28 protein-coding genes are annotated in these 26,594 nt (G+C 33.9%); 21 read left to right on the top strand and 7 right to left on the bottom strand.

The window, feature by feature from the left end; genetic code table 11:
- Window positions 1-28: 28 nt before the first annotated feature.
- The gene (locus HMPREF3267_RS12100; protein ID WP_002492254.1) at window positions 29-2,122 is read right to left on the bottom strand and encodes an AAA family ATPase; all 2,094 of its coding nucleotides are present in this window, start codon (window positions 2,120-2,122) and stop codon (window positions 29-31) included.
- A gap of 206 nt (window positions 2,123-2,328) precedes the next feature.
- On the opposite strand from HMPREF3267_RS12100, the gene HMPREF3267_RS12095 reads away from it, so the two are divergent.
- From HMPREF3267_RS12095 to HMPREF3267_RS12075, 5 genes are all read left to right on the top strand, one after another.
- On the top strand, window positions 2,329-3,474 hold the full coding sequence (locus HMPREF3267_RS12095) for an acyl-CoA dehydrogenase family protein (protein WP_002460107.1): 1,146 nt from the start codon (window positions 2,329-2,331) through the stop codon (window positions 3,472-3,474).
- A 238-nt stretch (window positions 3,475-3,712) separates the two neighbouring features.
- On the top strand, window positions 3,713-4,621 hold the full coding sequence (locus tag HMPREF3267_RS12090; RefSeq protein WP_002478811.1) for an ABC transporter substrate-binding protein: 909 nt from the start codon (window positions 3,713-3,715) through the stop codon (window positions 4,619-4,621).
- Window positions 4,622-4,794: 173 nt separating this feature from the next.
- A complete protein-coding gene (locus HMPREF3267_RS12085) occupies window positions 4,795-5,736 on the top strand; it encodes a nucleoside hydrolase (RefSeq protein WP_002460105.1) in 942 nt (313 codons plus the stop codon).
- 69 nt (window positions 5,737-5,805) lie between these two features.
- On the top strand, window positions 5,806-6,351 hold the full coding sequence (locus HMPREF3267_RS12080; protein ID WP_062077952.1) for a biotin transporter BioY: 546 nt from the start codon (window positions 5,806-5,808) through the stop codon (window positions 6,349-6,351).
- A gap of 23 nt (window positions 6,352-6,374) precedes the next feature.
- The gene (locus HMPREF3267_RS12075; RefSeq protein ID WP_002478812.1) at window positions 6,375-7,139 is read left to right on the top strand and encodes a GNAT family N-acetyltransferase; all 765 of its coding nucleotides are present in this window, start codon (window positions 6,375-6,377) and stop codon (window positions 7,137-7,139) included.
- Window positions 7,140-7,245: 106 nt separating this feature from the next.
- On the opposite strand, the gene fdhD is transcribed toward HMPREF3267_RS12075, so the two are convergent.
- A complete protein-coding gene (gene fdhD / locus HMPREF3267_RS12070) occupies window positions 7,246-8,034 on the bottom strand; it encodes a formate dehydrogenase accessory sulfurtransferase FdhD (RefSeq protein WP_037543235.1) in 789 nt (262 codons plus the stop codon).
- A 184-nt stretch (window positions 8,035-8,218) separates the two neighbouring features.
- Here fdhD and modA point away from each other — a divergent pair, with 184 nt between their 5' ends.
- From modA to HMPREF3267_RS12045, 5 genes are all read left to right on the top strand, one after another.
- On the top strand, window positions 8,219-8,995 hold the full coding sequence (gene modA, locus HMPREF3267_RS12065) for a molybdate ABC transporter substrate-binding protein (RefSeq protein ID WP_002460100.1): 777 nt from the start codon (window positions 8,219-8,221) through the stop codon (window positions 8,993-8,995).
- A gap of 13 nt (window positions 8,996-9,008) precedes the next feature.
- Window positions 9,009-9,680 carry a molybdate ABC transporter permease subunit gene (gene modB / locus HMPREF3267_RS12060; protein WP_002460099.1) on the top strand — a complete coding sequence of 224 codons (672 nt, stop codon included), beginning with the start codon at window positions 9,009-9,011 and terminating at the stop codon, window positions 9,678-9,680.
- A complete protein-coding gene (locus HMPREF3267_RS12055) occupies window positions 9,681-10,286 on the top strand; it encodes an ATP-binding cassette domain-containing protein (protein ID WP_002460098.1) in 606 nt (201 codons plus the stop codon).
- Window positions 10,287-10,501: 215 nt separating this feature from the next.
- Window positions 10,502-11,506 carry a ThiF family adenylyltransferase gene (locus HMPREF3267_RS12050; RefSeq protein ID WP_002492280.1) on the top strand — a complete coding sequence of 335 codons (1,005 nt, stop codon included), beginning with the start codon at window positions 10,502-10,504 and terminating at the stop codon, window positions 11,504-11,506.
- Between the two features lie 13 nt (window positions 11,507-11,519).
- On the top strand, window positions 11,520-12,026 hold the full coding sequence (locus HMPREF3267_RS12045) for a MogA/MoaB family molybdenum cofactor biosynthesis protein (RefSeq protein WP_002492230.1): 507 nt from the start codon (window positions 11,520-11,522) through the stop codon (window positions 12,024-12,026).
- Window positions 12,027-12,046: 20 nt separating this feature from the next.
- Here the strand turns inward: HMPREF3267_RS12045 and moaC are convergent, their stop codons facing one another.
- Window positions 12,047-12,532, bottom strand: a complete 486-nt coding sequence (gene moaC / locus HMPREF3267_RS12040; protein WP_002460095.1) for a cyclic pyranopterin monophosphate synthase MoaC — start codon at window positions 12,530-12,532, stop codon at window positions 12,047-12,049.
- A gap of 61 nt (window positions 12,533-12,593) precedes the next feature.
- On the opposite strand from moaC, the gene glp reads away from it, so the two are divergent.
- From glp to HMPREF3267_RS12005, 7 genes are all read left to right on the top strand, one after another.
- Entirely contained in the window at window positions 12,594-13,853 is a 1,260-nt protein-coding gene (gene glp / locus HMPREF3267_RS12035; RefSeq protein WP_070823886.1) for a molybdopterin molybdotransferase MoeA, read from the top strand.
- On the top strand, window positions 13,850-14,320 hold the full coding sequence (gene mobB / locus HMPREF3267_RS12030) for a molybdopterin-guanine dinucleotide biosynthesis protein B (RefSeq protein ID WP_002460093.1): 471 nt from the start codon (window positions 13,850-13,852) through the stop codon (window positions 14,318-14,320). The genes glp and mobB overlap by 4 nt, the downstream gene beginning before the upstream one ends.
- A 5-nt stretch (window positions 14,321-14,325) precedes the next feature.
- Window positions 14,326-14,778 carry a molybdenum cofactor biosynthesis protein MoaE gene (locus tag HMPREF3267_RS12025; protein WP_002478817.1) on the top strand — a complete coding sequence of 151 codons (453 nt, stop codon included), beginning with the start codon at window positions 14,326-14,328 and terminating at the stop codon, window positions 14,776-14,778.
- A complete protein-coding gene (moaD, locus tag HMPREF3267_RS12020; RefSeq protein ID WP_002478818.1) occupies window positions 14,778-15,011 on the top strand; it encodes a molybdopterin converting factor subunit 1 in 234 nt (77 codons plus the stop codon). The genes HMPREF3267_RS12025 and moaD overlap by 1 nt, the downstream gene beginning before the upstream one ends.
- Window positions 15,012-15,019: 8 nt before the next feature.
- Window positions 15,020-15,622 (top strand): molybdenum cofactor guanylyltransferase MobA, encoded by a 603-nt coding sequence (gene mobA, locus HMPREF3267_RS12015; RefSeq protein WP_062077948.1) that lies wholly within the window; start codon window positions 15,020-15,022, stop codon window positions 15,620-15,622.
- A 17-nt stretch (window positions 15,623-15,639) separates the two neighbouring features.
- The gene (moaA, locus tag HMPREF3267_RS12010; protein ID WP_002460088.1) at window positions 15,640-16,662 is read left to right on the top strand and encodes a GTP 3',8-cyclase MoaA; all 1,023 of its coding nucleotides are present in this window, start codon (window positions 15,640-15,642) and stop codon (window positions 16,660-16,662) included.
- A gap of 430 nt (window positions 16,663-17,092) precedes the next feature.
- The gene (locus tag HMPREF3267_RS12005; RefSeq protein WP_002460086.1) at window positions 17,093-17,443 is read left to right on the top strand and encodes a SarA family transcriptional regulator; all 351 of its coding nucleotides are present in this window, start codon (window positions 17,093-17,095) and stop codon (window positions 17,441-17,443) included.
- A 188-nt stretch (window positions 17,444-17,631) separates the two neighbouring features.
- Here HMPREF3267_RS12005 and HMPREF3267_RS12000 read toward each other — a convergent pair whose 3' ends face one another.
- Complete coding sequence (locus HMPREF3267_RS12000) at window positions 17,632-18,837, bottom strand: MFS transporter (protein WP_070823885.1); 1,206 nt, start codon at window positions 18,835-18,837, stop codon at window positions 17,632-17,634.
- Entirely contained in the window at window positions 18,834-19,268 is a 435-nt protein-coding gene (locus HMPREF3267_RS11995; RefSeq protein ID WP_002478821.1) for a MarR family winged helix-turn-helix transcriptional regulator, read from the bottom strand. The genes HMPREF3267_RS12000 and HMPREF3267_RS11995 overlap by 4 nt, the downstream gene beginning before the upstream one ends.
- A gap of 161 nt (window positions 19,269-19,429) precedes the next feature.
- Between HMPREF3267_RS11995 and HMPREF3267_RS11990 the strand changes: the two genes are divergently transcribed.
- The 3 genes from HMPREF3267_RS11990 to HMPREF3267_RS11980 all read left to right on the top strand — a co-directional run bounded on the left by HMPREF3267_RS11990 (window position 19,430) and on the right by HMPREF3267_RS11980 (window position 24,833).
- Window positions 19,430-20,206 carry a VOC family protein gene (locus HMPREF3267_RS11990; RefSeq protein WP_037545102.1) on the top strand — a complete coding sequence of 259 codons (777 nt, stop codon included), beginning with the start codon at window positions 19,430-19,432 and terminating at the stop codon, window positions 20,204-20,206.
- 91 nt (window positions 20,207-20,297) lie between these two features.
- The gene (locus HMPREF3267_RS11985) at window positions 20,298-21,548 is read left to right on the top strand and encodes a lipid II:glycine glycyltransferase FemX (protein ID WP_070823884.1); all 1,251 of its coding nucleotides are present in this window, start codon (window positions 20,298-20,300) and stop codon (window positions 21,546-21,548) included.
- Between the two features lie 99 nt (window positions 21,549-21,647).
- Window positions 21,648-24,833 (top strand): efflux RND transporter permease subunit, encoded by a 3,186-nt coding sequence (locus HMPREF3267_RS11980; RefSeq protein WP_062077942.1) that lies wholly within the window; start codon window positions 21,648-21,650, stop codon window positions 24,831-24,833.
- Window positions 24,834-24,912: 79 nt separating this feature from the next.
- On the opposite strand, the gene mspA is transcribed toward HMPREF3267_RS11980, so the two are convergent.
- Together mspA and HMPREF3267_RS12665 are read right to left on the bottom strand one after the other, a co-directional pair.
- A complete protein-coding gene (gene mspA, locus HMPREF3267_RS12685; protein WP_002492245.1) occupies window positions 24,913-25,230 on the bottom strand; it encodes a membrane stabilizing protein MspA in 318 nt (105 codons plus the stop codon).
- Between the two features lie 62 nt (window positions 25,231-25,292).
- The gene (locus HMPREF3267_RS12665; protein ID WP_172952948.1) at window positions 25,293-25,460 is read right to left on the bottom strand and encodes an SE1832 family protein; all 168 of its coding nucleotides are present in this window, start codon (window positions 25,458-25,460) and stop codon (window positions 25,293-25,295) included.
- Window positions 25,461-25,596: 136 nt separating this feature from the next.
- Between HMPREF3267_RS12665 and HMPREF3267_RS11970 the strand changes: the two genes are divergently transcribed.
- Window positions 25,597-26,508, top strand: a complete 912-nt coding sequence (locus tag HMPREF3267_RS11970) for an AEC family transporter (protein ID WP_037540574.1) — start codon at window positions 25,597-25,599, stop codon at window positions 26,506-26,508.
- Window positions 26,509-26,594: the final 86 nt, after the last annotated feature.

Raw genomic sequence — 26,594 nt, 5'->3', positions numbered from 1 at the left:
GAGAAAAAGGTGCGCTTTTAATTAAATATTAATTTGTACCTTTTACAATGATTTCATCATTATCAATATCTATGTCAACATGTTTTACATCAGTATGATCTAAATAATAGTCTGTAATTTTATCTCGTACCTGTTGTTCAACAACTCTGCGTAATGGACGTGCGCCCATTTGTTTATCATAGCCTTGTTCAATTAACCAGTCTTTTGCTTCTTGAGAAACATTCATTGTAATATCTTTTTTATCTAAAGTCACTTGAACATCATCTAAGAGTAAATTAATAATATCTTGTAAAGCGTGTTTATCTAAATGCGTAAACTCAACGATACCATTAAATCTGTTAAGAAATTCAGGTCTGAAGAATCTTTTTAATTCATTCATAATGTCATCAAATTCTTCGTTGTCTCCATAACCAGCATTGGAAGTGCATATGACGATTGTATTTTTAAAGTTAATAACATTGCCTTGCCCATCTGTTAAATTACCATCATCCATTACCTGTAAAAGCAATGTGAGAATTTGAGGATTTGCTTTTTCAATTTCATCAAATAAAATAACTGAATAAGGATTGCGTCTTACTTTTTCAGTTAATGTATTGGAGTTGTCATCATAGCCAATATAGCCTGCTGTAGTACCTATCATTTTAGACACTGCTGTTTGATCACTATACTCACTCATGTCTAAACGAATCAATGCTTCTTTGTTACCAAATAAATCAATAGCCAACTGTTTTGCTAGTTCAGTTTTACCTACACCAGTAGGTCCTACAAATAAGAAACTACCAATTGGACGGTTACCTTCATCAAATCCAGCTCGATTACGACGAATGGCTCTAGAAACCATATCTACCGCTTTATCTTGTCCAATGATTTTATTTTTTAAACGGCGATTAATATTTTTTAAACGTTCGATATCATTATCATCCATTTGTGATACAGGTATTCCAGTTAGCCTTTCAATCGTATCAGAAACATCTTGGACAGTAGCTACGGATTGTTGTTCTTTCGTACCATTATCTAATTGATTTTGTAATTCTTTAATTTGGGATTGAATTTTATCTGCTTCTTTGTAAGCTTCTTTACTTACCGCTTGTCTCTTATCATTTTCTAATTCAGTGATTCTCTTTTCAGTTTCTACTTTATCCAGCGCAGGGTTTTGAGCAGATAAATGTGCGGATGTAATATCTAAGACATCAATCGCTTTGTCAGGTAAAAGCCGTTGAGGAATATATTGATTTGATAAATCTACACATGCTTGCAATACTTCATCTGGCAACTTAACTTGATGATGTTCTTCGAATTTTTCTCTAATACCTTTTAAAATTTCGACTGTGTCTTGTGCACTTGGTTCATTAACAACGACTTCATTAAAGCGTCTTGCTAGTGCAGCATCCTTTAAAATATTATTACGATACTCATCTTGTGTGGTAGCACCTATAATAGAAATCTCACCCCGACTTAATGCTGGTTTAAGTATATCTGATAATCCTTTACCACCAGATTCACCGCCTGTTGAGCCAGAACCTATCATTTGATGAATTTCATCAAAGAATAAGATGGCATTTTCATTTTCTTTTAAGGCATCAACTAATTTTTGAACGTTTTCTTCATAAGCACCGCGATATTGTGTGCCAGCTTCTAAACTAGAAATATCGACTGAAATAATATCTTTATCTTTAATCGAAGTTGGGACATTCCCTTTAACGATTTCTTGGGCTAAACCTTCAACGATTGCAGTTTTACCTACACCTGCTTCGCCGACAAGTATAGGATTATTTTTAGTACGACGACATAATACTTCTGCTGTCTTTTGAATTTCAGTATCGCGACCTATCACGGGATCAAGTAAACCATCACGTGCTTCTTGTGTTAAATTGCGTCCAATTTGGGATAAGTAATCTTTGCCACCAGTATGTTGTTGATTATTTTGAGCATTTTGAAATACATTTGCACTTTGTTCTGCAGAATGTTGACCTTGCTGCCTTAATTGATTTAATTCTTCAGGAGAAACTTCTTTACCATTAATATAAAACTTTTTATTTCCAGTATTGTTATTTGCTTGCATATCTTGCATCATTCGTCTAAGGATTGAATCAAAATCATTACTAAAAAATTGATTATTCATAAAATTCACCTCAAATATCAAAATTATTTTACATATGTATATTTACACTATTTTATAGTGATCAAACTTTATTAAACGATGAATTAATGAAAGATGTGTGAATTTACTCTAAATATATGACTTAGTACGCATAATGGATGAACTTTAATTCATAAATGTTGAGTGGTAAACTAGGGATAAATAATTGTAATGAATAGGTGATGTCAATGATAAAGTCATTTTTAATACACAGCAAGATTCAGAAAAAGTGGATTGAGAAATTCAAGACTATAGAGGATAGCTTTAAAGCAAGGGCAAATTCTAATGATTTACATGCTAATTTTCCCTTTGAGAATATAGAATGGCTTATTAAAGAAGGATATAGTTTATTAACACTTCCAGTAGCTTATGGTGGTGAAGGAGCTACAATTGAGGATATGGTTGTGCTACAAACATACTTAGGCTCTATCGATGGAGCAACTGCATTGTCAATCGGGTGGCATCTTAGTGTTGTGGGTCAACTTTACGAACAAGATTTATGGGACCAACGTATGCTTAATCGCTTTGCTGAAGATATCAAACAAGGCGCCCTTGTCAATAGAGCAGTAAGTGAAGCAGAAACAGGTAGTCCAACTCGTGGGGGTCGACCGGCTACGCATGCGGTTAAAGAAGGTGATGTATATGTGCTTAATGGCGTGAAAACATATACTTCTATGAGTAAAGCATTAACACATTTTATTGTTGGTGCATATGTTGAAGCTATTGATCAAGTTGGCTTTTTCTTAGTATCCAAAGATGCAGATGGTGTAGAAATTGCAGATAATTGGAATGTATTGGGCATGCGTGCTACAGAAAGTCATGATTTAGTGCTAAACGATGTTAAAGTTCCTCTTGAACATTTTGTTGAAACACGAGGACAACGACGCCCAAATGGATGGATACTTCACATTCCTAGTACATACTTGGGAATTGCTCAAGCAGCTAGAGACTATGCAGTCGACTTTGCTAAGTCATATCATCCTAATAGCATTCAAGGTACCATTGCTGAGTTATCTACAGTTCAACAAAATATCGGTAAAATGGAGTCATTACTATTATCAGCGCGACATTTTCTATTTAGTACGGCAAGAGGATATCAAATGTTAGACGGAGAAAGCCAAATTTGGAATGAAACCTCAGCGAGTAAAGTTGTGGTGATGAATCAGTGCCTTGAAGTGGTTGATTTAGCTATGAGAATCGTTGGCGCAAAAAGTTTGGAAATGGAACGCCCATTACAACGATATTATCGTGATATTCGTGCCGGCTTACACAATCCACCAATGGAAGATATGGCCTATAGTAATATTGCCAAGTCTGTCTTAGATTTATTTTAATGATGAACTATTAAAGTTAAAGGGTGTAACTATTGTTTTTTTATGTTCTGTAGGCATTATTAATCATAGACCAAGCAATATATTTTAGATGCTGTTTACTTATTTTTATTTTGGAGAAAAGTAAGGCAAAAAAAAATTTGCAAAAATACCCATAAAATAGTAAATGTTATGTTGTAAAAAATCTAAAAATTGAGTATAATAGCACAATAATGATAATCATTATCAATAGGAGGATGTTATGAAAAAATTATTATTACCGCTAATCGCCTTGGTACTTGTACTAGCAGCTTGTGGACAAAGTAAAGATGCAGATAAGAAAGAAGATACAAAATCTTACACAATGGATGATGGCAAGAAAGTGGATATTCCAAAAAATCCAAAACGTATTGCCGTTGTTGCACCTACATATGCTGGAGGACTTAAGAAGTTAGGTGCTAATATTGTTGCTGTTAGTAACCAAGTTGATCAAAGTAAAGTATTAAAAGATAAATTCAAAGATGTGGAAAAAATTGGAGATAACGATGTAGAAAAAGTTGCTAAGCAAAAGCCAGACTTAATTTTAGTATATTCTACTGATAAAAATATCAAAAAATACAAAAAAATTGCACCTACCGTAGTAATCGATTACAACAAACACAAATATTTAGAACAACAAGAAATGCTTGGGAAGTTAATTGGTAAAGAAGATGAAGTGCAAAAATGGGAAAAAGATTGGAAAGCACAAACAGCTAAAGATGGTAAAGAAATAAAAGAAAAAATTGGCCAAGATAAAACAGTATCAATTGTTGACGAGTTTGACAAAAAGTTATACACATATGGTGACAATTGGGGCCGTGGCGGCGAAGTATTATATCAAGCTTTCGGTTTGAAAATGTCTGAAGGTCAAAAGAAATTAGTTGAAAAAGCCGGCTGGGCTGAAATCAATCAAGAAAAAATCCAAGATATTGCTGGAGACTACATTGTTTCAACGAGTGAAGGTAAAACAACACCTGGATATGAAACAACAAATATCTGGAAAAACTTACCAGCTGTAAAAAATGGTCATGTAGTAAAAGTAACTGCTGGTACATACTGGTACAATGATCCATACACATTGGACTTTATGCGTAAAGATTTAAAAGAAAAATTAATTTCTGCAGCAAAATAATCTTTTAACTTCATTTATCAGTTTGGGACATAAATCCTAAACAATAGGGAGCGGGGGAGAATTCATTATGAATTCTCCCCCCGTTTCTTTCAACTTGTCAGAAATATTTATGTCCTATCTTCATTTTAATATACTATAATATTGATATGTAAGACGACTAAAGGAGAAAAAACATGACACAACAAGTATATTTTAATCATGATGGTGGCGTTGACGATTTAGTTTCACTTTTTTTATTATTACAAATGGATAATATTAATTTAATCGGGGTAAGTACTATTGGCGCTGATTGTTATTTAGAACCTTCATTAAGCGCCTCGATGAAAATAATTAATCGATTTTCAACAAAAAATATTGCTGTTGCACCTTCATATGAGCGTGGTGCTAATCCGTTTCCTAAAGATTGGCGAATGCATGCGTTTTTTATGGATGCGTTACCTATTTTAAATGAAACACATTTACATACTTCTGCTAGTATAAGTCAGATGGAAGCCTATGAAGATATTATTTTTAGATTAGAACAGAGCACTGATAAAGTAATCCTACTATTCACCGGACCGCTTACTGACTTAGCTGAGGCACTAAAAAGAAAACCCAATATCATACATAAAATTGAAAAGTTAGTATGGATGGGAGGAACGTTTTTAACACGAGGTAATGTAGAAGAACCTGAACATGATGGGACAGCGGAATGGAATGCATTTTGGGATCCTTCTGCAGTTAAAACAGTATTTGACGCCGATTTGACTATTGATATGGTTGCTTTAGAAAGTACTAATCAAGTGCCGCTCACATGGGAAATAAGACAACGTTGGGCGAATGACAGACGTTATACAGGTGTTGATTTTTTAGGTGTTAGTTATGCTGCTGTACCGCCTTTGACTCATTTTGTTACAAATTCCACTTATTTTTTATGGGATGTGCTAACAACTGCTTACGTTGGTAATCCACAGTTAGTGGATTATCAGACAGTAATGGCTGATGTTATTGCAAAAGGACCAAGCCAAGGTCGAACATTTTTAACTGATCAAGGACGTCCAATTAATGTTATCAATGATGTGAAACGTGATGCCTTTTTCGACTATATCACCGCATTAGCAATGAAAGTTGACTAAATGTAAACTTTGTATTTATAAAAGTTTACAAAGGTGTTATAATCATTCTCATATAAGGAGGATCACGATATGAGTACAAAAGAATTAGTATATACAGCAGTCATGACTGCCATTATATGTATTTTAGGATTAGTTCCTGGTATACCTCTACCTTTTATGCCAGTACCCATTGTTTTACAAAATATAGGCATATTTTTAGCAGGGATTATTTTAGGACGTAAATTAGGTGCATTAAGTGCTATTGTTTTTTTATTACTTGTCGCTACAGGCCTACCCGTTTTATCTGGAGGAAGAGGCGGTATAGGTGTCTTTGCGGGTCCATCTGCTGGCTTTCTAATTTTATATCCTTTTATTGCTTATGCGATAGGTTCTGTTAGAGATGCGTACAAGCATAAAATCAATTTTCTAGTATTGATTGTGCCAACACTCCTCTTTGGCGTGTTATTATTAGATATTGTAGGCACGATTGTTATGGGCTTTATCACACAAATACCTATTTCTAAAGCATTTTTATTTTCATTCTCATTTATGCCTGGAGATATCATTAAAGCAATCATTGCTTGTCTGATTGGTTCAACCATGTTAAATCATAGTAGATTTAAAAATTTGATATAATTTTAAAAAATTAGGTGATATGTATGGAAGAATTGAGTTTTGAGCATATAGCGATAATGGGAAACCTCTTTTATGAAGATTCTAATAAAAAGATATATTTAACTCCTGAAGAACCGCATACGTATCATTCTAATCAATGGATATATAAACAACTACCTAATATCGAAGAATGGCGACGAGATGTACAAAGACAACAACAATTTCATCAAGCGCATCAATGTACACATCTTGCCTTTACATTTCCAGCGAATCATCATTTAGACAATGATTGGAAACAGATACTTAATAAAGAAGGGTACCAACTTGGGGTGCTTGAGCTCTATGTGATTGAGTCTGCTGAGCTGGCGCGTTGGCAAACGAAATCAGATGTACAAATTCAGATTGTAGACAAAGATAATTTAGAGGATTATTTAACAATTTATAAGCATTTTGCATTACCGTTTGGTCATAGATTTGCTGATGAAAGTGTCAAACGTACACGTATCCACATTCAACAACAATACGATAATGTTGTTCGCTTATTAGCTTATTATCAAAATCAACCAGCGGGTATTTTAGATATGATCGTAAGTGACGAAATTGTTGAAATTGATGGTTTTGGTGTCTTAGAGAATTATCAACATCAAGGGATTGGTAGTACGTTACAAGCCTATGTAGGGCAATATGCTGACACAAGACCGGTTATTCTAGTTGCTGATGGTGAAGATACGGCACGTGATATGTATCTTAAGCAAGGATATATCTACAAAGGTTTTTGTTATCAAGTTGTTAAAGAAAATATCAAATAAAATATAAAAAGGGAGCGAAAAAGAATTCATAATGAATTGTATTTCGCTCCTTTTATGATATGAAGATAATTGACGTGGGCTTTTAATTCTATAAAAGGTTGAAATCTTATGCTTTAACGCGTTCTGGATGACTGTAAATATTAAATGTACCATCTCGTATAAAGCCAATTGCTGTAATATTTAAATCATTAGCTAGCGTGATGGCAAGCGTAGTTGGAGCTGATTTTGAAAGTATTACGCCAACACCGATTTTTGCAGCTTTAATAAGAATTTCAGAGGAAATACGTCCACTAAAAATGAGGATTTTATCTCGAACGGGAATACGGCGTTTTAAACAAAAACCATAAAGTTTATCTAAGGCATTATGTCGACCAATATCTTGGCGGTGTTCAAAGAATGTGTTGCCATCGCTAATTGCAGCGTTATGCAGACCGCCTGTTTGTTTGAAAAGTGTACTAGCTCCTTGTAGACGTGTCATCATATTTAAAATTTGTTGTGGATGCAGCGTTATATGAGACATCGACGTTTTTGCTATCGCCGCATCGTTTTGGAAATAAAACTCACGACTTTTACCACAACAAGAAGCAATCATGCGCTTAGTTGAATATTCAAATCGATCACCGAGTTCATGTGTCAAATCCACATGGGCGAACCCCTTACTATCATCTATTTGGCAAGATTTAATTTCATCACGCTTGTATATTGCACCTTCTGATGCTAAAAAGCCAATCACTAATTCTTCCATATGAGTTGGGCTGCAAATAACAGTAGCAAATTCATCTCCATTTACCATAATTGTAAGTGGAAACTCAGTAACATAGCTATCCGTTGTAGTTATAAGTCGCTCTCCATCATAATGAACAATAGATTGTCCTTGTAATACATCTCTTTCCATAATCATGCTCCCCACATCGTACAAGATAATATATTTATTATAATGCTAAAATACTAAGATTAAAATATAAATGATAGTACCACATTTAAGGCGTATTATTTAAAGTTATATGAAATTGTAAAATACACCTTTTATGAATATAAAAAAGTAGTATAATAATCCTAGAAGAGGGGGAATTTTGTCAATGAAATTTAAACATTTATTAGTTGTAATTGCAACATTAGTACTTATTTTAGCTGGTTGTTCTAGTGGTGGAAACGACAAAAAAGACGATAAAAAGTCATCTAGCTCAGATAGTAAACAAGAATTACGTATTTCTGCAGCAGCAAGTTTAGCCGATGTTTCAAAAGCACTTGAGAAGGAATTTAAAAAAGATCATAAAGATGCCAAAGTAACTTTTAATTATGGTGGTTCTGGAGCATTAAGACAACAAATTGAAAAGGGTGCCCCTGCTGACGTATTTATGTCTGCAAATACGAAAGATGTTGATGCATTAAAAGATAATGTGCATGATACATATAATTATGCTCATAATAAACTTGTACTTATTGGTGATAAAGACAGTACACAATCTTCAGTCAAAGATTTAAAGGGCAATGAAAAATTAGCTTTGGGTGAAGTGAAAACAGTACCAGCAGGAAAATATGCGAAACAATATTTAGATGATCAACATCTATACAATGCTGTGAAAGATAAAATTGTATATGCGAAAGATGTTAAACAAGTTTTAAATTATGTTGAAAAAGGTAATGCTCAGATGGGATTTGTTTATAAAACGGATCTCTATACTAACAAACAACGCAATGATAAAGTGAATGAAATTAAAGAAGTTGAATTGAAAAAACCAATCACATATAAAGCAGGTGCAACTTCAAATAGCAAACTTGCAAAAGAATGGATGGACTTCCTAAAATCAGATAAAGCCAAAGCCATTCTTAAAGATTATAAATTTTCGAATTAAGGAGGTCTAGTCAATGCCTGATTTTACGCCATTTTGGATTTCGCTTAAGGTTGCTGTGATAAGTACGATTATCGTAATGATTTTAAGCATAATAATTGCAAGACTGCTATATCGTGGCACAGGGCATTTTACGAAACTCCTTGAAAGTTTGATTCTCTTGCCGATTGTCTTACCGCCAACGGTCATGGGATTTATTCTATTAATTATTTTTTCACCGCGTGGTTTTGTGGGGCAATTTTTTCAAAATGTCTTACATCTTCCAGTGGTATTTACAATGACAGGTGCAGTTATAGCATCTGTCATTGTTAGTTTTCCACTTATGTATCAACATACTGTTCAAGGATTTCGTAACATTGAGCCTAAAATGCTTAACACAGCTAGGACAATGGGAGCAAGTGAAAATAAAATCTTTTTCAAGTTGATTTTACCGTTATCAAAACGTGCTATTTTAGCAGGAATTATGATGAGCTTTGCCAGAGCAATTGGTGAATTTGGTGCAACATTAATGTTAGCTGGATACATACCTAATAAAACGAATACATTACCACTCGAAATATACTTTTTAGTAGAACAGAGTCGTGAAAATGAAGCGTGGTTATGGGTGCTAGTTCTTGTGGCATTTTCAATTGCAGTCATCGGTACTTTAAATTTTGCTAATCGAGATAAGTATCGGGAGGTTGATTAAATGCTTAAAATACAATTGCATTATCAATTAAAACAAACACATATTCATATTGACATTGATGATAATATACCGAAGATATATGCACTTAGAGGACCATCAGGAATTGGAAAGACGACCGTATTGAATATGATTGCCGGTTTAAGGCAAGCAGATAAGGCCTATATTGCTGTTAATGGACGTGTCATTACTGATACACAACAACATATACAAACTAAAATTCAATCAAGACATATTGGTTACCTTTTCCAAGATTACCAGTTATTTCCGCATATGACGGTGTATGACAATATTACATTTATGGCTGAACCATCAGAACATTTAAATCAGCTGATGAAGACATTGAATATAAGTCATTTGAAAAAACAATATCCAATGACATTATCAGGTGGCGAAGCTCAGCGTGTTGCTTTGGCACGTGCATTGAGCACAAAACCAGATTTAATTTTATTGGATGAACCATTTTCTAGTTTAGACGATGCTACGAGAGATGAAGGTATAGAATTAATAAAACGTATTTTTCAAGAATGGCAAATTCCTATTATATTTGTTACGCATTCAAACTATGAAGCTGAAACGCTTGCAGATGAACTGATTATTATTGGTTAATATCATTTTAATTGGAGCTAAACAGGCCATTTTTGATCATTTAAATCGCATTTTTATGAGAGCGGTACTCAAAGGTAAATGAACCTTGGTTTCGCTCTTTTTTGATTCGCTAAAAAGTATCCTACAAAGTATTTTTATATAATAATTCAAATTTTTGAGAGTAGCTATAAATACTTATATAATGATGATAATGATGCAGAAAGAGGGAGCTAAGCATGACGCAAGACCGATACTCAAGGCAAATTTTATTTAATAAAATTGGTGAAAAAGGTCAAGAAGATTTACGACAAGCTCAAGTACTAATTGTTGGAATGGGAGCGTTAGGTACGCACTTAGCAGAAGGGCTAGTGCGTGCAGGAGTAAAGCAATTAACGATAGTTGATCGAGATTATATAGAATATAGTAATTTACAACGCCAAACATTATTTACAGAGCAAGATGCAGCAGAGGGCTTGCCAAAGGTAATTGCTGCAAAGGCGCATTTGGAAAGTATTGATAAAGATGTACAAATACATGCTTTTATAGCGCAAGTCGATCGTGCATTTTTAAGCTCGAATGGCACGCATGTTGATTTAATACTCGATGCAACAGATAATTTTGTAACGCGTCAATTGATTAATGATTTCTGTTATCAACAACATATTCCATGGATATATGGCGGAGTTGTTCAAAGTACTTATGTAGAAGCTCCATTTATACCTGGTAAGACACCATGCTTTAATTGTTTAATACCACAGTTACCATCGATGACGCTAACCTGTGATACGGTGGGTGTGATACAACCAGCAGTAACTATGACAACGAGTTTACAGCTTAAAGATGCATTGAAAATATTAACGCATCAAGATATTGCAGCAAAACTAACTTATGGAGATATATGGGAAGGACAGCATATAAGTATTGGTTTTAGTAAAATACAACAAGATAACTGTGCGACTTGTGGAACGGCAGCAAACTACCCTTATTTACAGCAACAACCTCAGCGCTATGCCATGTTATGTGGACGTGATACTGTACAGTATGTCAATCCAGATATTTCTCAAGAGATGTTGGTGTCATATTTGGACGCGCGTCAAATCGATTATCAAACGAACGGTTATTTAGTGATGTTCCACTTTAATAAATATCGTATTGTTTGCTTTCATGATGGTCGCTTTTTAATACATGGAATGACTAATATTACGCAAGCTACAAAACTCATAAATGCTTTATTTGGATAAAGGAGGTCTAAATATGCATACACATAGGAAAATAGATAGAGCTATAAATTGTGCTGTATTAACGGTTTCAGATACTCGAGATAAAAAGAGTGATAAAGGAGGACAACTTGTTCAAACATTACTGCATGATGTAGATGCGGAACTTGCTATTAAAGATTACGCCATAGTAAAAGATGAAAAAATAGCAATACAAAATCAATTACAGTTATGGTTGAAGTCTGATATTGATGTCATTATCACAACTGGTGGTACAGGAATTGCACCAAGAGATGTAACGATTGAAGCGGTAGAACCATTGTTGACAAAAAAATTAGATGGTTTTGGGGAGTTGTTCAGGTATTTAAGCTATGCTGAAGATGTTGGTACAAGGGCACTTTTATCGCGTGCAATTGCAGGCACAGTAAATAATAAACTTATTTTTACGCTACCAGGTTCTACAGGGGCTGTTAACTTAGCAATGAAAAAGCTCATACAACCAGAATTAAATCATATGGTTTATGAGCTCAATAAAAAAGTGTAATAATTGAAATAAAAAAATGGTTATTGTCTATAGTATTCGCCGGATTTGCCGCCAGTTTTACTTAATAAAAATGTTTCACCAATAATCATGCCTTTGTCAACCGCTTTAGTCATATCGTAAATAGTTAAGGCGGTTATAGAAGCTGCAGTTAATGCTTCCATTTCGACGCCAGTTTTGCCAGTAGTTGAAACGGTTGCTTCAATATTAAGTTGATGTTGACCTTTGTCTAAATCTGACCAAGAAAATGTAATATCAATACCAGTAAGCGGTAAAGGATGACACATTGGAATCATTGTAGAGGTGTTCTTAGCAGCCATAATTCCTGCAATCTGTGCAGTATTTAAGACATTCCCTTTTTTAGCTGTATGATTAACAATTTGTTCATAAATTGTGTGATTTACTATAATACTTGAATGTGCAACGGCAGTGCGTTTAGTGATGTTTTTTGCTGAAACATCAACCATTTTGGCGTTGCCTTGATGATTTATATGTGTGAAATCAGCCATGATATTCCTCCTCTTAAAATTCAGTATATCATGAAATATTAGTTAACTTGGAGATGATAAAATGACAATCGAGAAAAGAACGCCGATTCCTGTAAAAGAAGCAATTTCAAGAGTCGTAAATCAAGATATTTATACCTCAGTAATAACCGTTCCACTTGATGAAAGCTTAAATTATGTATTAGCCGAAAATATTGCTGCAACAAGTGATATTCCAAGATTTAATAAATCGCCATACGATGGATTTGCTATTCGTAGTGAGGATAGTGCGGGTGCTTATCATCAGAATAGAAAAAAATTTAAAGTTGTTGATCATATCGGTGCTGGAGATGTATCGTCTCATCAATTACAAGCAGGTGAAGCGGTGCGCATTATGACTGGTGCTCAAATGCCAGAAGGTGCCGATGCTGTGGTTATGTTTGAACAAGCGGTTGAAGATAAAGATACATTTACAATTCGAAAATCTTTTGAGCCATATGAAAATGTTTGTCTCAAAGGAGAAGAAACTGTAACTGGAGATATTGTGTTACAACGAGGGCAGCTTATTAATGCAGGGGTCATTGCTGTATTAGCTACGTTTGGCTATAGTGAAGTTCCTGTATTTGATAAACCAAGTATCGCTGTTATTGCAACTGGTAGTGAATTATTAGATATTAATGAAGACCTACAGCCAGGTAAAATACGTAACTCTAATGGACCAATGATTCAAGCACTTGCTAACAAGGTTGATATTGGTGCTGATGTATATAAAATTCAACAAGACGATTTAGATAGTAGTATTACAGCAGTTCGTGAAGCACTCGAGACACATCAAATTGTGATTACAACAGGTGGTGTTTCTGTGGGGGATTTTGATTATTTACCAGAGATATACAAGGCTATTGATGCTAAAGTATTATTTAATAAAGTTGCTATGAGACCTGGAAGTGTCACTACAGTCGCAGTTACTACTGATAAATATTTATTTGGCTTATCCGGTAATCCATCAGCCTGCTTTACTGGTTTTGAATTATTCGTTAAACCTGCAATTTATCATATGATGGGCGCAGATGCTTTTTATCCACAAGTTGTTAAAGCTACACTTATGGAAGATTTTACGAAAGCGAATCCATTCAGTCGATTTATTCGTGCTAAAGCAACATTGTCAGCTAATGGCGCTACTGTGGTGCCTTCAGGTTTTAATAAATCAGGGGCTGTTGTCGCTATTGCACATAGTAACGCCATGATTATGCTTCCTGGAGGTACACGTGGTTTCAAAGCGGGACATACCGTTGACGTTATTCTCACTGAATCGCATGCTTATGAAGAGACGTTGTCGCTATGATTATTCAAATTGTTGGCTATAAAGACTCGGGAAAAACGACACTGATGGCGCACACCATTCGGTTACTAAAACAACACAATTTGACTGTTGTAACAATAAAGCATCACGGGCATCATGGAGAAGAAATCACGTTACAGCATCAAGAAGTTGATCATATGAAACATTTACACGCTGGTGCAGATCAAAGTATTGTTCAAGGACATCAGTATCAGCAAACGATTACGCGGCAATGTAATCAAAGTCTTAAGGATGTTATTGACAAATCTGTTACAATTGACTATGACATCATTTTAGTAGAAGGTTATAAATTAGCTGAGTTTGACAAAATCATTGTTTATCGTAACGAAAAAGATTTAACTCAACTTCAAGCATTATCCAATGTACGCTACAGTATTAATCTTTCCGACGCGCAAGCATTAACAAAATTTGATAGTTGGTTATTAGATTGGATAGAAATTAAAGGATGAACGTAATGAAACAATATGAAATTGTGACTGAACCAATAAATACAGAACAATATAGAAATTTCACTGTGAATGAATACCAAGGTGCAGTAGTTGTATTTACGGGTCATGTACGAGAGTGGACGCAAGGCGTTAAGACTAAGTATTTGGAATATGAAGCATATGTGCCTATGGCTGAAAAAAAGCTTGCCCAAATAGGTGACGAAATCTCAAAAAAATGGCCAGGAACGATTACCTCCATTGTTCACCGTATAGGGCCACTCGCAATTTCTGATATCGCTGTGTTGATTGCTGTTTCATCACCACATCGTAAAGATGCTTATCGTGCAAATGAATATGCGATTGAACGCATAAAAGAAATCGTGCCAATTTGGAAAAAAGAAATATGGCAAGATGGTTCAGCTTGGCAAGGTCATCAACGTGGGTATTACCAAGATGCCAAAAAGGGAGAGTCAAGATAGTGAAAGTATTGTATTTTGCTGAAGTTAAAGAAATACTTAATATGAGCAATGAATATATAGATATTTTGGAACCGAAAACGGTTAAGGAAATTAGACAACTGCTAAATCAATATCATCCAGAACTAATGGATAAAAAATTCCAAATTGCAGTCAATGAAGAATTTACGAAAGAAGACGGTATAGTTCAACCTGACGATATTATTGCTTTAATACCACCAGTAAGCGGAGGATAAAATATATTATGAAAGCTATTATACTAGCTGGTGGCCATTCAGAGAGATTTGGTCAGCCCAAAGCTTTTGCCACCATTGATAACGAGCCTTTTTATAAAAAAATAATTCAAGTATTGCAAGATACTAATATGTTCAATGACATTATTATTAGTACAAATGATAAACTAGCACCTTTTTTTGACTATTCAAATGTGATGATAGATGAGGTCAAAGTTAGTGATAAAGGTCCGTTAGCAGGTATTTATACCGTTATGAAAGCATATCAAGATGAAGAACTCTTTTTTGTCGTATCGGTGGATACCCCTATGATTACTGGTAAAGCTATTAGTGGATTATATCATTTTATGGTTTCTCATCTGATTGAGAATCATTTAGATATTGCTGCTTTTTCTGAAAATGGACGAATGATACCTACAATCGCATTTTATAATCCTAAAATTTTACCTGTCATTAAGCAAGCTTTAACATCAAATGACTATAGTATGAAACACGTTTATGACCAAGTATCTGCAGCTTGGTTAGATGTGACTGAGATACAATCTCCAGACTATTGGTATAAGAATATCAATTATCAGCAAGATTTGGACTCTTTAATGCAGCAGATAAAATAAGCAAGGAGGTCCAGACGATGGTAATGCAAATAAAAGATAAACTTGGTCGGCCGATTCGTGATTTAAGAATATCTGTGACAGATAGGTGCAATTTCAGATGTGATTATTGTATGCCTAAAGAAATATTTGGTGACGATTTTGTCTTTCTACCTAAAGATGAATTACTTACATTTGAAGAAATTGAACGTATTGCTGAAATATATGCCGAATTAGGTGTAAAAAAATTACGTATTACCGGAGGAGAACCTCTACTGCGTCGAAATTTATATCAACTCATTGCAAGGCTTAATAAAATTGAAGGTATTGAAGATATAGGTCTAACGACAAATGGCTTATTATTAAAAAAACATGGCTTAAAATTATTTGAAGCAGGGTTACGTCGTATTAATGTTAGTCTTGATGCTATAGATAATAGTGTATTTCAAGCAATTAACAATAGAAATATTAAAGCAGAAACTATTTTAGATCAAATTAATTATGCAATTGCAATTGGTTTTCATGTCAAAGTGAATGTCGTTATTCAAAAAGGTGTGAATGATGATCAGATCATTCCGATGCTGCATTATTTTAAAGCTAAAAATATCGAAGTTAGATTTATTGAATTTATGGATGTTGGTAATGATAATGGTTGGGACTTCAGCAAAGTTGTTACTAAAGATGATATGTTGACAATGATAGAGGATGAATTTGATATAGAACCGATGGCGCCTAAATATTACGGCGAAGTTGCAACATATTATCAGCATAACGATAACGGTGCAAAATTCGGTTTAATTACTAGCGTATCAGCCTCGTTTTGTTCTAGTTGTACTCGAGCTAGACTATCATCAGATGGTAAGTTCTATGGTTGCCTTTTTAGTACAGCAGAAGGATTTAATATTAAAAAGCTATTGCGCTCAGGTATAAGTAATAGTGAATTAAAAGCAGAACTCATTAAATTATGGCAAGTACGGGACGACCGTTATTCTGATGAACGGACAGAACAAACAGTTAAAAATAGACAACGAAAAAAGATAAATATGAACTATATAGGCGGATAAAAAGTAAATATGTAGATGAAAAACATTTAACACCTAAGTCTTCAAATAGAGGTGATTTCTATGTTTGAACAGTGCTTATATATTAGACCATGATCAATCATAAAGCTTTATTTTAAAATAATTAGTTTGAATATGTAGTTACTTCTCTATAATGCGTATTATTCATTCATCCTTTCATTAACAAGATGACATGATTAGAAGCATCATTTTATTATTACGTTCGAAAAATTGTCGAATTTTGGTGTTGTTACTTTAGCGATTGTATTGCTTATAATTGCTCTCGATTTTAAAATCAATAATTGATAACAATATTTTGCTATTAATTTAATAATTTTAATAGATTAAATTGAAACTATGGTATATAATTTTTATGAGCAATTAAAATTTCATATTCACTTACAACAGAGAATCAACATAGGAGGATTTTAATATGAGTCAAAAAGTACAACATTTTATTGCTGCCGAGAGAGAATTGAGTCAACTAAAACATTGGTTAAAGACAACTTACAAAGTCTCAATCGAAGAATTTGTCGTGTTGTTCAAAGTTTATGAGGGCAAAAAAATAAGTGGTAAAGAATTGAGAGATACTTTACACTTTGAAATGCTATGGGATACAAGTAAAATCGATGTGATTATACGTAAAATTTATAAAAAAGAATTAATTTCAAAAGTTCGTTCAGAAACTGATGAAAGACAAGTCTTTTATTTCTTTAATAAAGCACAATTAAAAGTGATTGATAAAATGAAATCAGAAATTGAGTCAATTAGTATAGCAAATTAGTATTTTAAATAACTAGGCAAAAGGCTGGGGCAAAATTTCTAGAAAAATAGAAAAAAGCCAGTAAATGAGTTTTTTATAAATTCATTTACTGGCTTTTTTGTTTAAACTACTGCCAATATTTAGTTCATAGCTTAAAACATGTGCCATACGCATTCATCTTCTCAGAGACATATATGTTTAGGGGCATATTAATTTGGAGTAAGGTGTTTAACTTTACGACCATGAATGACAAAATAAATTACAATAGTTATCGTGCTGACAAGGGCCATTAGCAAATAAATACTACTATAAGAAATCGTATTGGTAAACATACCCAAAACACTAGGACCAAAGCCAATACCAATATCCAAACCTATAAAGTATGTTGAAGTTGCTAAACCATATTTTGCTGGTGGAGATACTTTGATTGTAATGGCTTGCATTGAAGATGAAAGATTTCCATAACCAATGCCTAAAGTGATACCAGCTAGTAACAACGTAAATGGGTTAAAGCTAAAGACAAGTAAAACAAAGGATATGATTAAAGCAATAAATGCGGGATAGACCACAATATTTTCGTTATGCTCATCCATTAATCGGCCTGCAATAGGTCTTGTAATTAGCGAAGCGATAGCATAACAGATAAAGAAATAACTTGAAGCCTCAATTAAATGTCTTTGCTCAGCAAAAAACTGTAAAAAAGTAAGAATTGAGGCATAGCCCAATCCAACTAATAGCATAATGATAGCTACAGGAATAGCTTCTCGAGCAATAAAGCGTTGTAAGCTAAATCCTTTATTATGTTGATGAGGATGTTGATATTTTCCAGTGAAATCAAATGCTACGTGAACAAACAAAGAAAGTATGAGACTAATAATGCCCAGAATAATACAAATTGTAAATAGTAGCATGATTGAAAATGATTTAACAAGCAATAAACCGAAAAATGGACCGATTGCGGTACCTAGAACAAGACTTAATGAAAATAAACTAATCCCTTCACTTTTACGTGTTTTTGGGGTAATACATGCTGCTATTGTTCCTGTCGCTGTAGATGCAACAGCTGTAGCTAGGCCATTTATTAAGCGTGTAAAAATTAAAAACCATAACGGACCTGGAACAAAATATAATAATTGAGTAATCACTAGAAAAAGTAATCCAAAGATTAAAATTTTCTTGGGACCAAAATGATTGACATAGCGACCTGTAATAAAGCGACCTATTAATGAACCTACAACAAAGATACCAACAACAAGTCCAGCCAAACTATCAGGTGCATGGAAAGCTGTTTTAGTATAATCTGCAATAATGACTATTAATAAGTACATACATAAATAGATAAAGAAATTAATTACGAAGTTTAGTGTAAAACTTCTAGTGAATATAGGTTCTTTATGTAATACTGTTGAATTCAACGGTTATCTTCCTCCATAAATATTTGATGCAGCGAGGCCATCATATTAATAACTTGCTCCATTTGTTTTTCGTTTATTGAAGCATGTGCTAATAAATCTATTTGTATACGAGATACTTCATCATTTATTTGTTGATATAGCACGTCTCCCTCAGGTGACAAATTTAATACCTTTTCTCGTTTATCATGTCCAGGTGTGATGGTCAATAAGCCTTTTTCGGATAGTGCTTTTATAAACTGACGTGTAGTAGGCTTTTCAATGAAGCGACGTTTTGATATTTGGACTAGCGTTGTAGGTTGTTGTTTCGCAATATCTTTTAATACTAGCCATTGACCACTATGCAAATCAAAACGGTCTAATATTGGTTTAGTCGCTTTTATATATGGTCGATACAATTCAATAAAGCTATTGAAAAAATCATTTTGCAACAATCATAACACTCTCCTCGGAAAATGGTTAGGTTAACTAACTAAATTTGCACAAGATTTATTATAAATTGAATTGATACATTTGGCAATATCAAATTTGACACAGAAATATATGCTATAGTTTGTTAAACTATGGGTAACTAAAAGAAAAAGAGGGATGTACGATGGCAACACTTAATTTTGATCATCTTATTCATTATGTTGATCATTTAAATCAATTTCATTATCCAGGACAGCTACTCAAGCTTGAGCCAGGTGGCAAACACCATCGCTATGGTACATTTAATCGTTTAACATACCTAAATGACAACTATATTGAATTATTAGATGTTGAACAGCCGGATAAATTGGCTAAAGAAGTGAAATCCGAGGAAGGGCGCGTATCATTTGCTGCAAAAATTATTCAAGATTATTTTGCTGAAGGCTTCAAAGGGATATGTTTAAGAACAACATCTATTGAAGAAACTGCTCAACGGTTATGTGATAAAAATGTCGATACTATTGGTCCAATTCGCATGCATAGAGAGAATAAAAAAGGTGAACAAATTGACTGGCAATTATTATATATCGCTGATCCTGATTATTTAGTTAAGCCACCCTTTTTTATCCAATGGAATGAAACTGAAACAGAGCGGAAAGAGAGGTTTGCGCGTCATCAGCAATCACAATTTGTTATTGAGAAACTTGTTATTGCAAGTGAAAAGCGTGCTGTGACAGTTAAGAAATGGCAACTATGGTATGATATGGATATCATTGCTGACAACGATAAGTACACTGATTTAGTGCTAAAAGATGATAATATAATTTTCCGCATTCAAGATGGCAAGAAATCTGAATATGCCTCAATTGTAATTCAAGATCATGAAGCAACATCACCGTACAATATGACAATTAGAGGGGCAACATATCGTTTCATCAATGGAATGTTGCCGAAATCGTGATTCTTTTTAAATGATGTCTTGTTCGTCGACACTCACTTATGAACGATGTATAATGATAATTATTGCAATAATAAAGGAGTTAGTTTAGAGCATGGAAAAGATGAATATCACAAATCAAGAACATGACGCGTTTGTTAAATCTCATCCTCATGGAGATTTATTACAATTAACTAAATGGGCAGAGACGAAGCAACTTACTGGTTGGTATTCAAAAAGAGTTGCTGTAGGTGAAAATGGTGAAATTAAAGGGGTAGCCCAATTATTATTTAAAAAAATCCCAAAACTACCATTTACATTATGTTATGTCTCACGTGGGTTTGTTGTGGATTATGAAGATACAGCAGCATTAGAATTATTGTTGGCAGAAACAACTGCACTTGCTAAAGAAGAAAAAGCCTATACGATTAAAATTGATCCAGATGTCGAGGTTGACCAAGGAATTCAAGCCATTAAAAATCTTAAGAAATTAGGCTTTAAACATAAAGGATTTAAAGAAGGGCTGTCTAAAGACTATATTCAACCGCGAATGACAATGATTACACCTATCGATAAATCAGATGAAGAACTTATCAAGAGCTTTGATAAACGCAATCGATCAAAAGTAAGACTTGCTCTAAGACGTGGTACTCAAGTAGAACATGCTGGGCGTGAAGGTTTAGGAACGTTTGCACAGTTAATGAAAATCACTGGTGAACGTGATGGCTTTTTAACTCGTGATGTGAGTTACTTTGAAACGATTTATGATGCACTTCATGAAGATGGAGATGCTGAACTCTTTTTAGTGAAACTAGAGCCTAAACCGGTTATAGCTGAAACAACAAAAGAAATTGAAAAATTAAATAATGAAATTGAAAAGTTACAACAAAAAAAGCAAGATAAAAAAACTTTAAATAAAATTAATGATGCACAAAATAAGATGAATAATGAAGTAGAACGACGTCAAGAATTAGAATCACTTTTGGAAAAACATCCTGATGGTCTTTATTTATCAGGTGCGCTACTAATGTTTTGCGGCAAAAAAGCTTATTATTTATACGGTGCATCATCTAATGATTATCGTGATTTCTTACCAAACCATCATATGCAATTTGCGATGATGCGCTATGCGAGAGAAAAAGGTGCAACATCATATGATTTCGGTGGTACCGATAATAATCCACCTAAAGATAGTGAACATTATGGTTTGTGGATTTTTAAAAAGACATGGGGAACATACTTAAGTGAAAAAATTGGTGAATTTGATTATCCGCTTAACAAACCATTATATCAACTTATTGAAAAGGTTAAGCCCACTTTAACTAAAGCAAAGATAAAGTTATCTCGAAAATTGAAACGAAAGTAATGTCGGTGTACGTAATAAGGTGACAATTTGATCTGGACGTGTCTATATTGGAGATTCGTTCAGATTTTTTTAGACATTCAAAGGTAGGGGACAATATAAATGATAAAAAAGCTATTAAAATTTTCACTTGGTAATAAATTTGCAATCTTTTTAATGGTCGTCTTGGTGATTTTAGGTGGTGTATATGCGAGTGCAAAACTAAAATTAGAATTGTTACCAGATGTTGAAAATCCAGTGATTTCTGTGCAAACGACAATGCCTGGTGCAACACCGCAAACAACTCAAGATGAAATCAGTAGTAAAATCGATAGTCAAATTCGATCGTTAGCCTATGTCAAAAATGTGAAGACTGAGTCAATACAAAATGCATCTATTGTTACTGTAGAGTATGAAAACAATACAGATATGGATAAAGCAGAAGAAGTATTGAAAAAAGAAATAGATAAAATAGAATTTAAAGAAGGGGTAAGTCAGCCGGAATTAACACGTAATTCTATGGATGCTTTTCCTATTGTGGCATATTCCTTTACGAATAAAGATGGTAATTTAAAAGAAACAACCAATGCAATACAGAAACAACTGATTCCGAAACTACAAACCATTGATGGTGTACAAAATGCCCAATTAAATGGGCAAACAACGCGTGAAATTACTATGAAATTTAAGCAAGATCAATTGGATAAAGTCGGGATGACAGCAGAGGACGTTGAAAATTATGTTAAAGCGGCATCTAGAGAAACACCACTGGGCTTGTTCCAATTTAATAATACAGATAAATCAATTGTTGTAGATGGTCAGTTCACCTCTGTAGATGCTTTTAAAAATCTACAAATACCGTTAAGTATGGCTGGTCAAAGTCAGAATTCAAATCAATCAAGTAATAGTAAGCAAACATCTGCTAGTAATAGCCAATCTAATGATACTAGTGCATTAGCTTCATCTAAGCCACAATCTTCAGATTCATTAGCTTCAACAGGTAATATACCATCTGTTAAATTACAGGATTTAGCTGATATAAAGATTGGTGATGAACGTCAATCTATTTCGAAGACAAATGGTAAAGATGCTGTTAATGTTCAAGTAATGAAAGCGCAAGACGCCAATACTGTTCAAGTTGCTAAAGATGTTCAACAAACCATCGATAAGTTTACTCAAAATAACGCTAAAATTGATGGCGTGAAAACGATGGATACGGCAAAACCTATCCAAGACTCTCTTTACACGATGGTTGAAAAAGCCGCATTAGGTACGATGGTGGCTATTATTGTTATATTACTATTCTTGCGCAATATTAGAACGACAGCAATTTCTATAGTATCAATTCCATTGTCAATATTAATTGCATTGGTAGCTTTGAAACTAACAGATGTGTCATTAAACATACTAACTTTAGGCGCTTTGACGATTGCAATTGGCCGTGTTATTGATGACTCCATTGTAGTTGTAGAAAATATTTATCGACGCTTGTCAGATCCAAAAGAACAGCTCAAAGGGAATCCATTGATTATAAATGCAACAACAGAAGTGTTTAAACCAATCTTGTCTTCAACATTAGTTACTATTGTCGTCTTTCTACCTTTGGCATTTGTTTCTGGTTCTGTAGGAGAAATGTTTAGACCATTTGCCTTGGCGATTGCCTTTAGTTTATTGGCATCATTACTTGTGTCAATCACGGTTGTACCGGCGTTAGCTTCAACATTTTTCAAGAGAGGTCTCAAACAACAACGACAGGTTAAACAAAATAATGAAAGTCTAGGTACAGTTGGTCGTGGATACCAAAAAGTCTTATCATGGTCATTGAATCACAAATGGTTAGTTATTATTATAACTACAATTATATTAATAGCGAGTGTTGTCTTAGGTGGCACTAAGTTGGGAACAAGTTATATCTCTACTGGTGAAGATAAGTTTTTAGCAGTTACTTATACACCGAAACCAGGTGAAACTGAAGAAGCAGTATTAAAGCATGCGAAAGATGCTGAAAAATATTTGCAAAGTAAGAAGAAAGTTAAGACGATACAATATTCAGTTGGTGGACCATCACCGGCTGACCCAACTGGTAGTACAAATAGTATGGCAATTATGGTTGAATATGCCAAAGATACACCTCACTTTGACGAGGAACCAGATAAAGTGTTAAAACACTTGGATCGTTATAAACACCCTGGAACATGGAAGAATTTAGATATGGGAACAGGTGTCGGCAACAGTTCAATAGAAGTAACGGTAAAAGGTAAGTCTACAGAAGCAATTAAAGGGACCGTCGCTAAAGTTGAACAAGCGATGAAGAAAACTTCAGGAGTGGCAAATGTCAAATCAGATTTATCAGAGACATATGATCAATATGAGATAAAAGTTAATCAAAATAAAGCGACTGACAATGGCATTTCTGCAAGTCAACTTGCGTTAAATTTAAATGAAAATTTACCTGAAAAGACGATTTCAACAGTTAAAGAAAATGGAAAATCTATTGATGTTAAAGTGAAACAAAATAAACGTACAGATTGGTCTAAAACGAAATTAGAAAATATTGAGTTAAAAAAACCAACTGGAGGCTCAATTAAGTTAAGTGATATAGCAACACTTAATGAAACATCAACACCTAGCAAACTTGTACAAGAAGAAGGTGATTATGCGACTACGATTTCTGGTAAGGTGATTAGTAAAGACGTAGGTGGTACGTCACAAACAGTCATGCAAAAGGTGAACAAAATAGATAAACCTAATCATGTCAGCATTAGTGTTGGTGGCGCGACGGATGACATTAATACAGCCATGGGACAATTGGCAGTTGCAATGTTGGCTGCGATTATTATTGTCTATCTCATTCTAGTTATCACGTTTAAAGGCGGACTAGCACCATTTACAATTTTATTCTCTTTACCTTATACAGTTATTGGAGTTGTATTAGCACTGCTCATTACTGGAGAAACTATTTCGGTCCCAAGTTTAATTGGTGTGTTGATGTTAATAGGTATTGTAGTGACCAATGCAATTGTATTAATTGATCGAGTAATCAATAATGAGCATGCAGGCATGTCGATGAAAGAAGCATTAATTGAGGCAGGAGGCATCCGTATACGTCCAATTTTAATGACAGCTATTGCTACTATTGGTGCATTATTACCATTATTATTTGGACAAGATAGCTCAATTTTAATTTCTAAAGGGATGGCAGCAACAGTCATTGGTGGACTTATTTCTTCTACACTCTTAACGCTCATTGTTGTACCAGTAATATACGAAATTTTATTTACTTTAAAAGGAAAACTAACCCGTAAATAATCTAAAAAAACACACATGACTAACGAGTATGATAGTCATGTGTGTTTTGCAATATATAGTATTCATTTCACAGTTTAAACTAATACATGATGAATACTAAAATTAAGTAAACAATGTATAACAAAAGAGTTAAGAGATTCAAAATAAGCAAGCCTTTGCGATCTTGTTTTATTGCTTTGAATCCAGTTACTTCAACATTACCAACAAGTAAAAGTAATACAATAAATACCCACCAATTTTCTGTAGGGAATTGCAGTGTAGTGATTGCAATTACGAAGAGTAGTAATATCCCCATAATAATGCGCAATATTCTTGTGAAAATTGTTGGCATTTTATAAATGCTAATATAGCTCACAATGAGATATAAAATAGGTAAAAGTATCAGATATAGTTGCATTTTAGACTTCCTTTCTAGGCCAGAGCCTATCATAGCATGTTAATGTTAATATGACTAGATGATTAATTATGACCCATTTTTGACCGTAATGTTGCAATTTGCTGTTCAATTTCAGCTAATTGTCCAATCAATGGATCAACATTTTGATTTAACGATTCTTTTTTTTCTAAATCATTTTGCAAGCGAACATAATCATATTTCAATTCAGCTAATTTAGCTTCTAAATCCATAAAATGAACTCCTTTGTCATCATAAAATAATGGTTAAAAGAATTATATCATGAATATAAAGACTTCTAAACCGAAGTAAAACTATGATAGAGTACTTTAATGTATATATAAACTTTAAATGAAAGAAGGGCGTATCGTGACTGAACAATTTGTTATGATTATTTTGCTAATAGGGCTTGGTTATTTTCTTAAGCGCATTCACTTTGTTAAAGCGGCTGATAGCCAGGTACTAGCAACACTTGTAATTAATGTCACTTTGCCTTCTCTGGTGATTGTAAATTTAAATCAAGCAGATTTAGATATGTCTTTTGTGATATTGCCTATTATGATGCTCGTTTACGGTGTATTATCTAAAGTCTTTATAATTTGGCTGTTTAAAAGGTATTCAAATAATATGCGTGGATCCGTGGGAATGATGATGGCAGCTTTAAATATAGGATTATTTGCCTATCCATTAGTAGAAGCGATATGGCCTCAAAAAGGGTTGATTTATTTTGGTATGGCTGATATTGGGGGAGCTATCATTATGTTTGGCGTAACATACTTTGTTGGGAGTTACTATAGTGAAGGTACCGATCAATTTAATTTTAAATTTTTAGCTAAAAAGTTAGTTCAGTCTGTTCCTCTAGTAACTTATATCACGATGTTTTCACTTAATATGTTTAACATTCATCTGCCACATATTGCTATTGACTTCTTTAGCATTTTATCAAAGGCTAATATGCCATTATCAATGATACTACTGGGAATGATGCTTAACTTCCAAATTGAACGGAATTATATTGCTGTAGCAATAAAGTACTTAGCAATTCATTACGGCGTTGGTTTGGCAGCAGGTCTGGCAGTCTATTTCTTCTTGCCGGTCTCCGATTCAATGATTAAAACGACATTGTTTGTTACTTGGCTATTACCAGTAGGTGTAGCTATTATTCCTTACGCAATTCAATTTAAATACAAAACGCTACCGTTTATTGGCATGGTGACCAATTTAACGATAATGATTAGTATCGTTATACTATATGTATATCAAGCAGTCTTTGTATCATAAATAACAGGATATATTATGATTGGGTAAAACCGTAATCATACAAACAAGAACTGGAGCAGGACAGCATTCATTATGAATTCTTAGTC

The sequence above is a fragment of the Staphylococcus sp. HMSC62D11 genome (assembly GCF_001839145.1).
In the GTDB taxonomy this organism is placed as follows: domain Bacteria; phylum Bacillota; class Bacilli; order Staphylococcales; family Staphylococcaceae; genus Staphylococcus; species Staphylococcus lugdunensis.
Note: the sequence above shows the minus strand (reverse complement) of the source record. Positions and strands in the feature narration are given on the sequence as shown.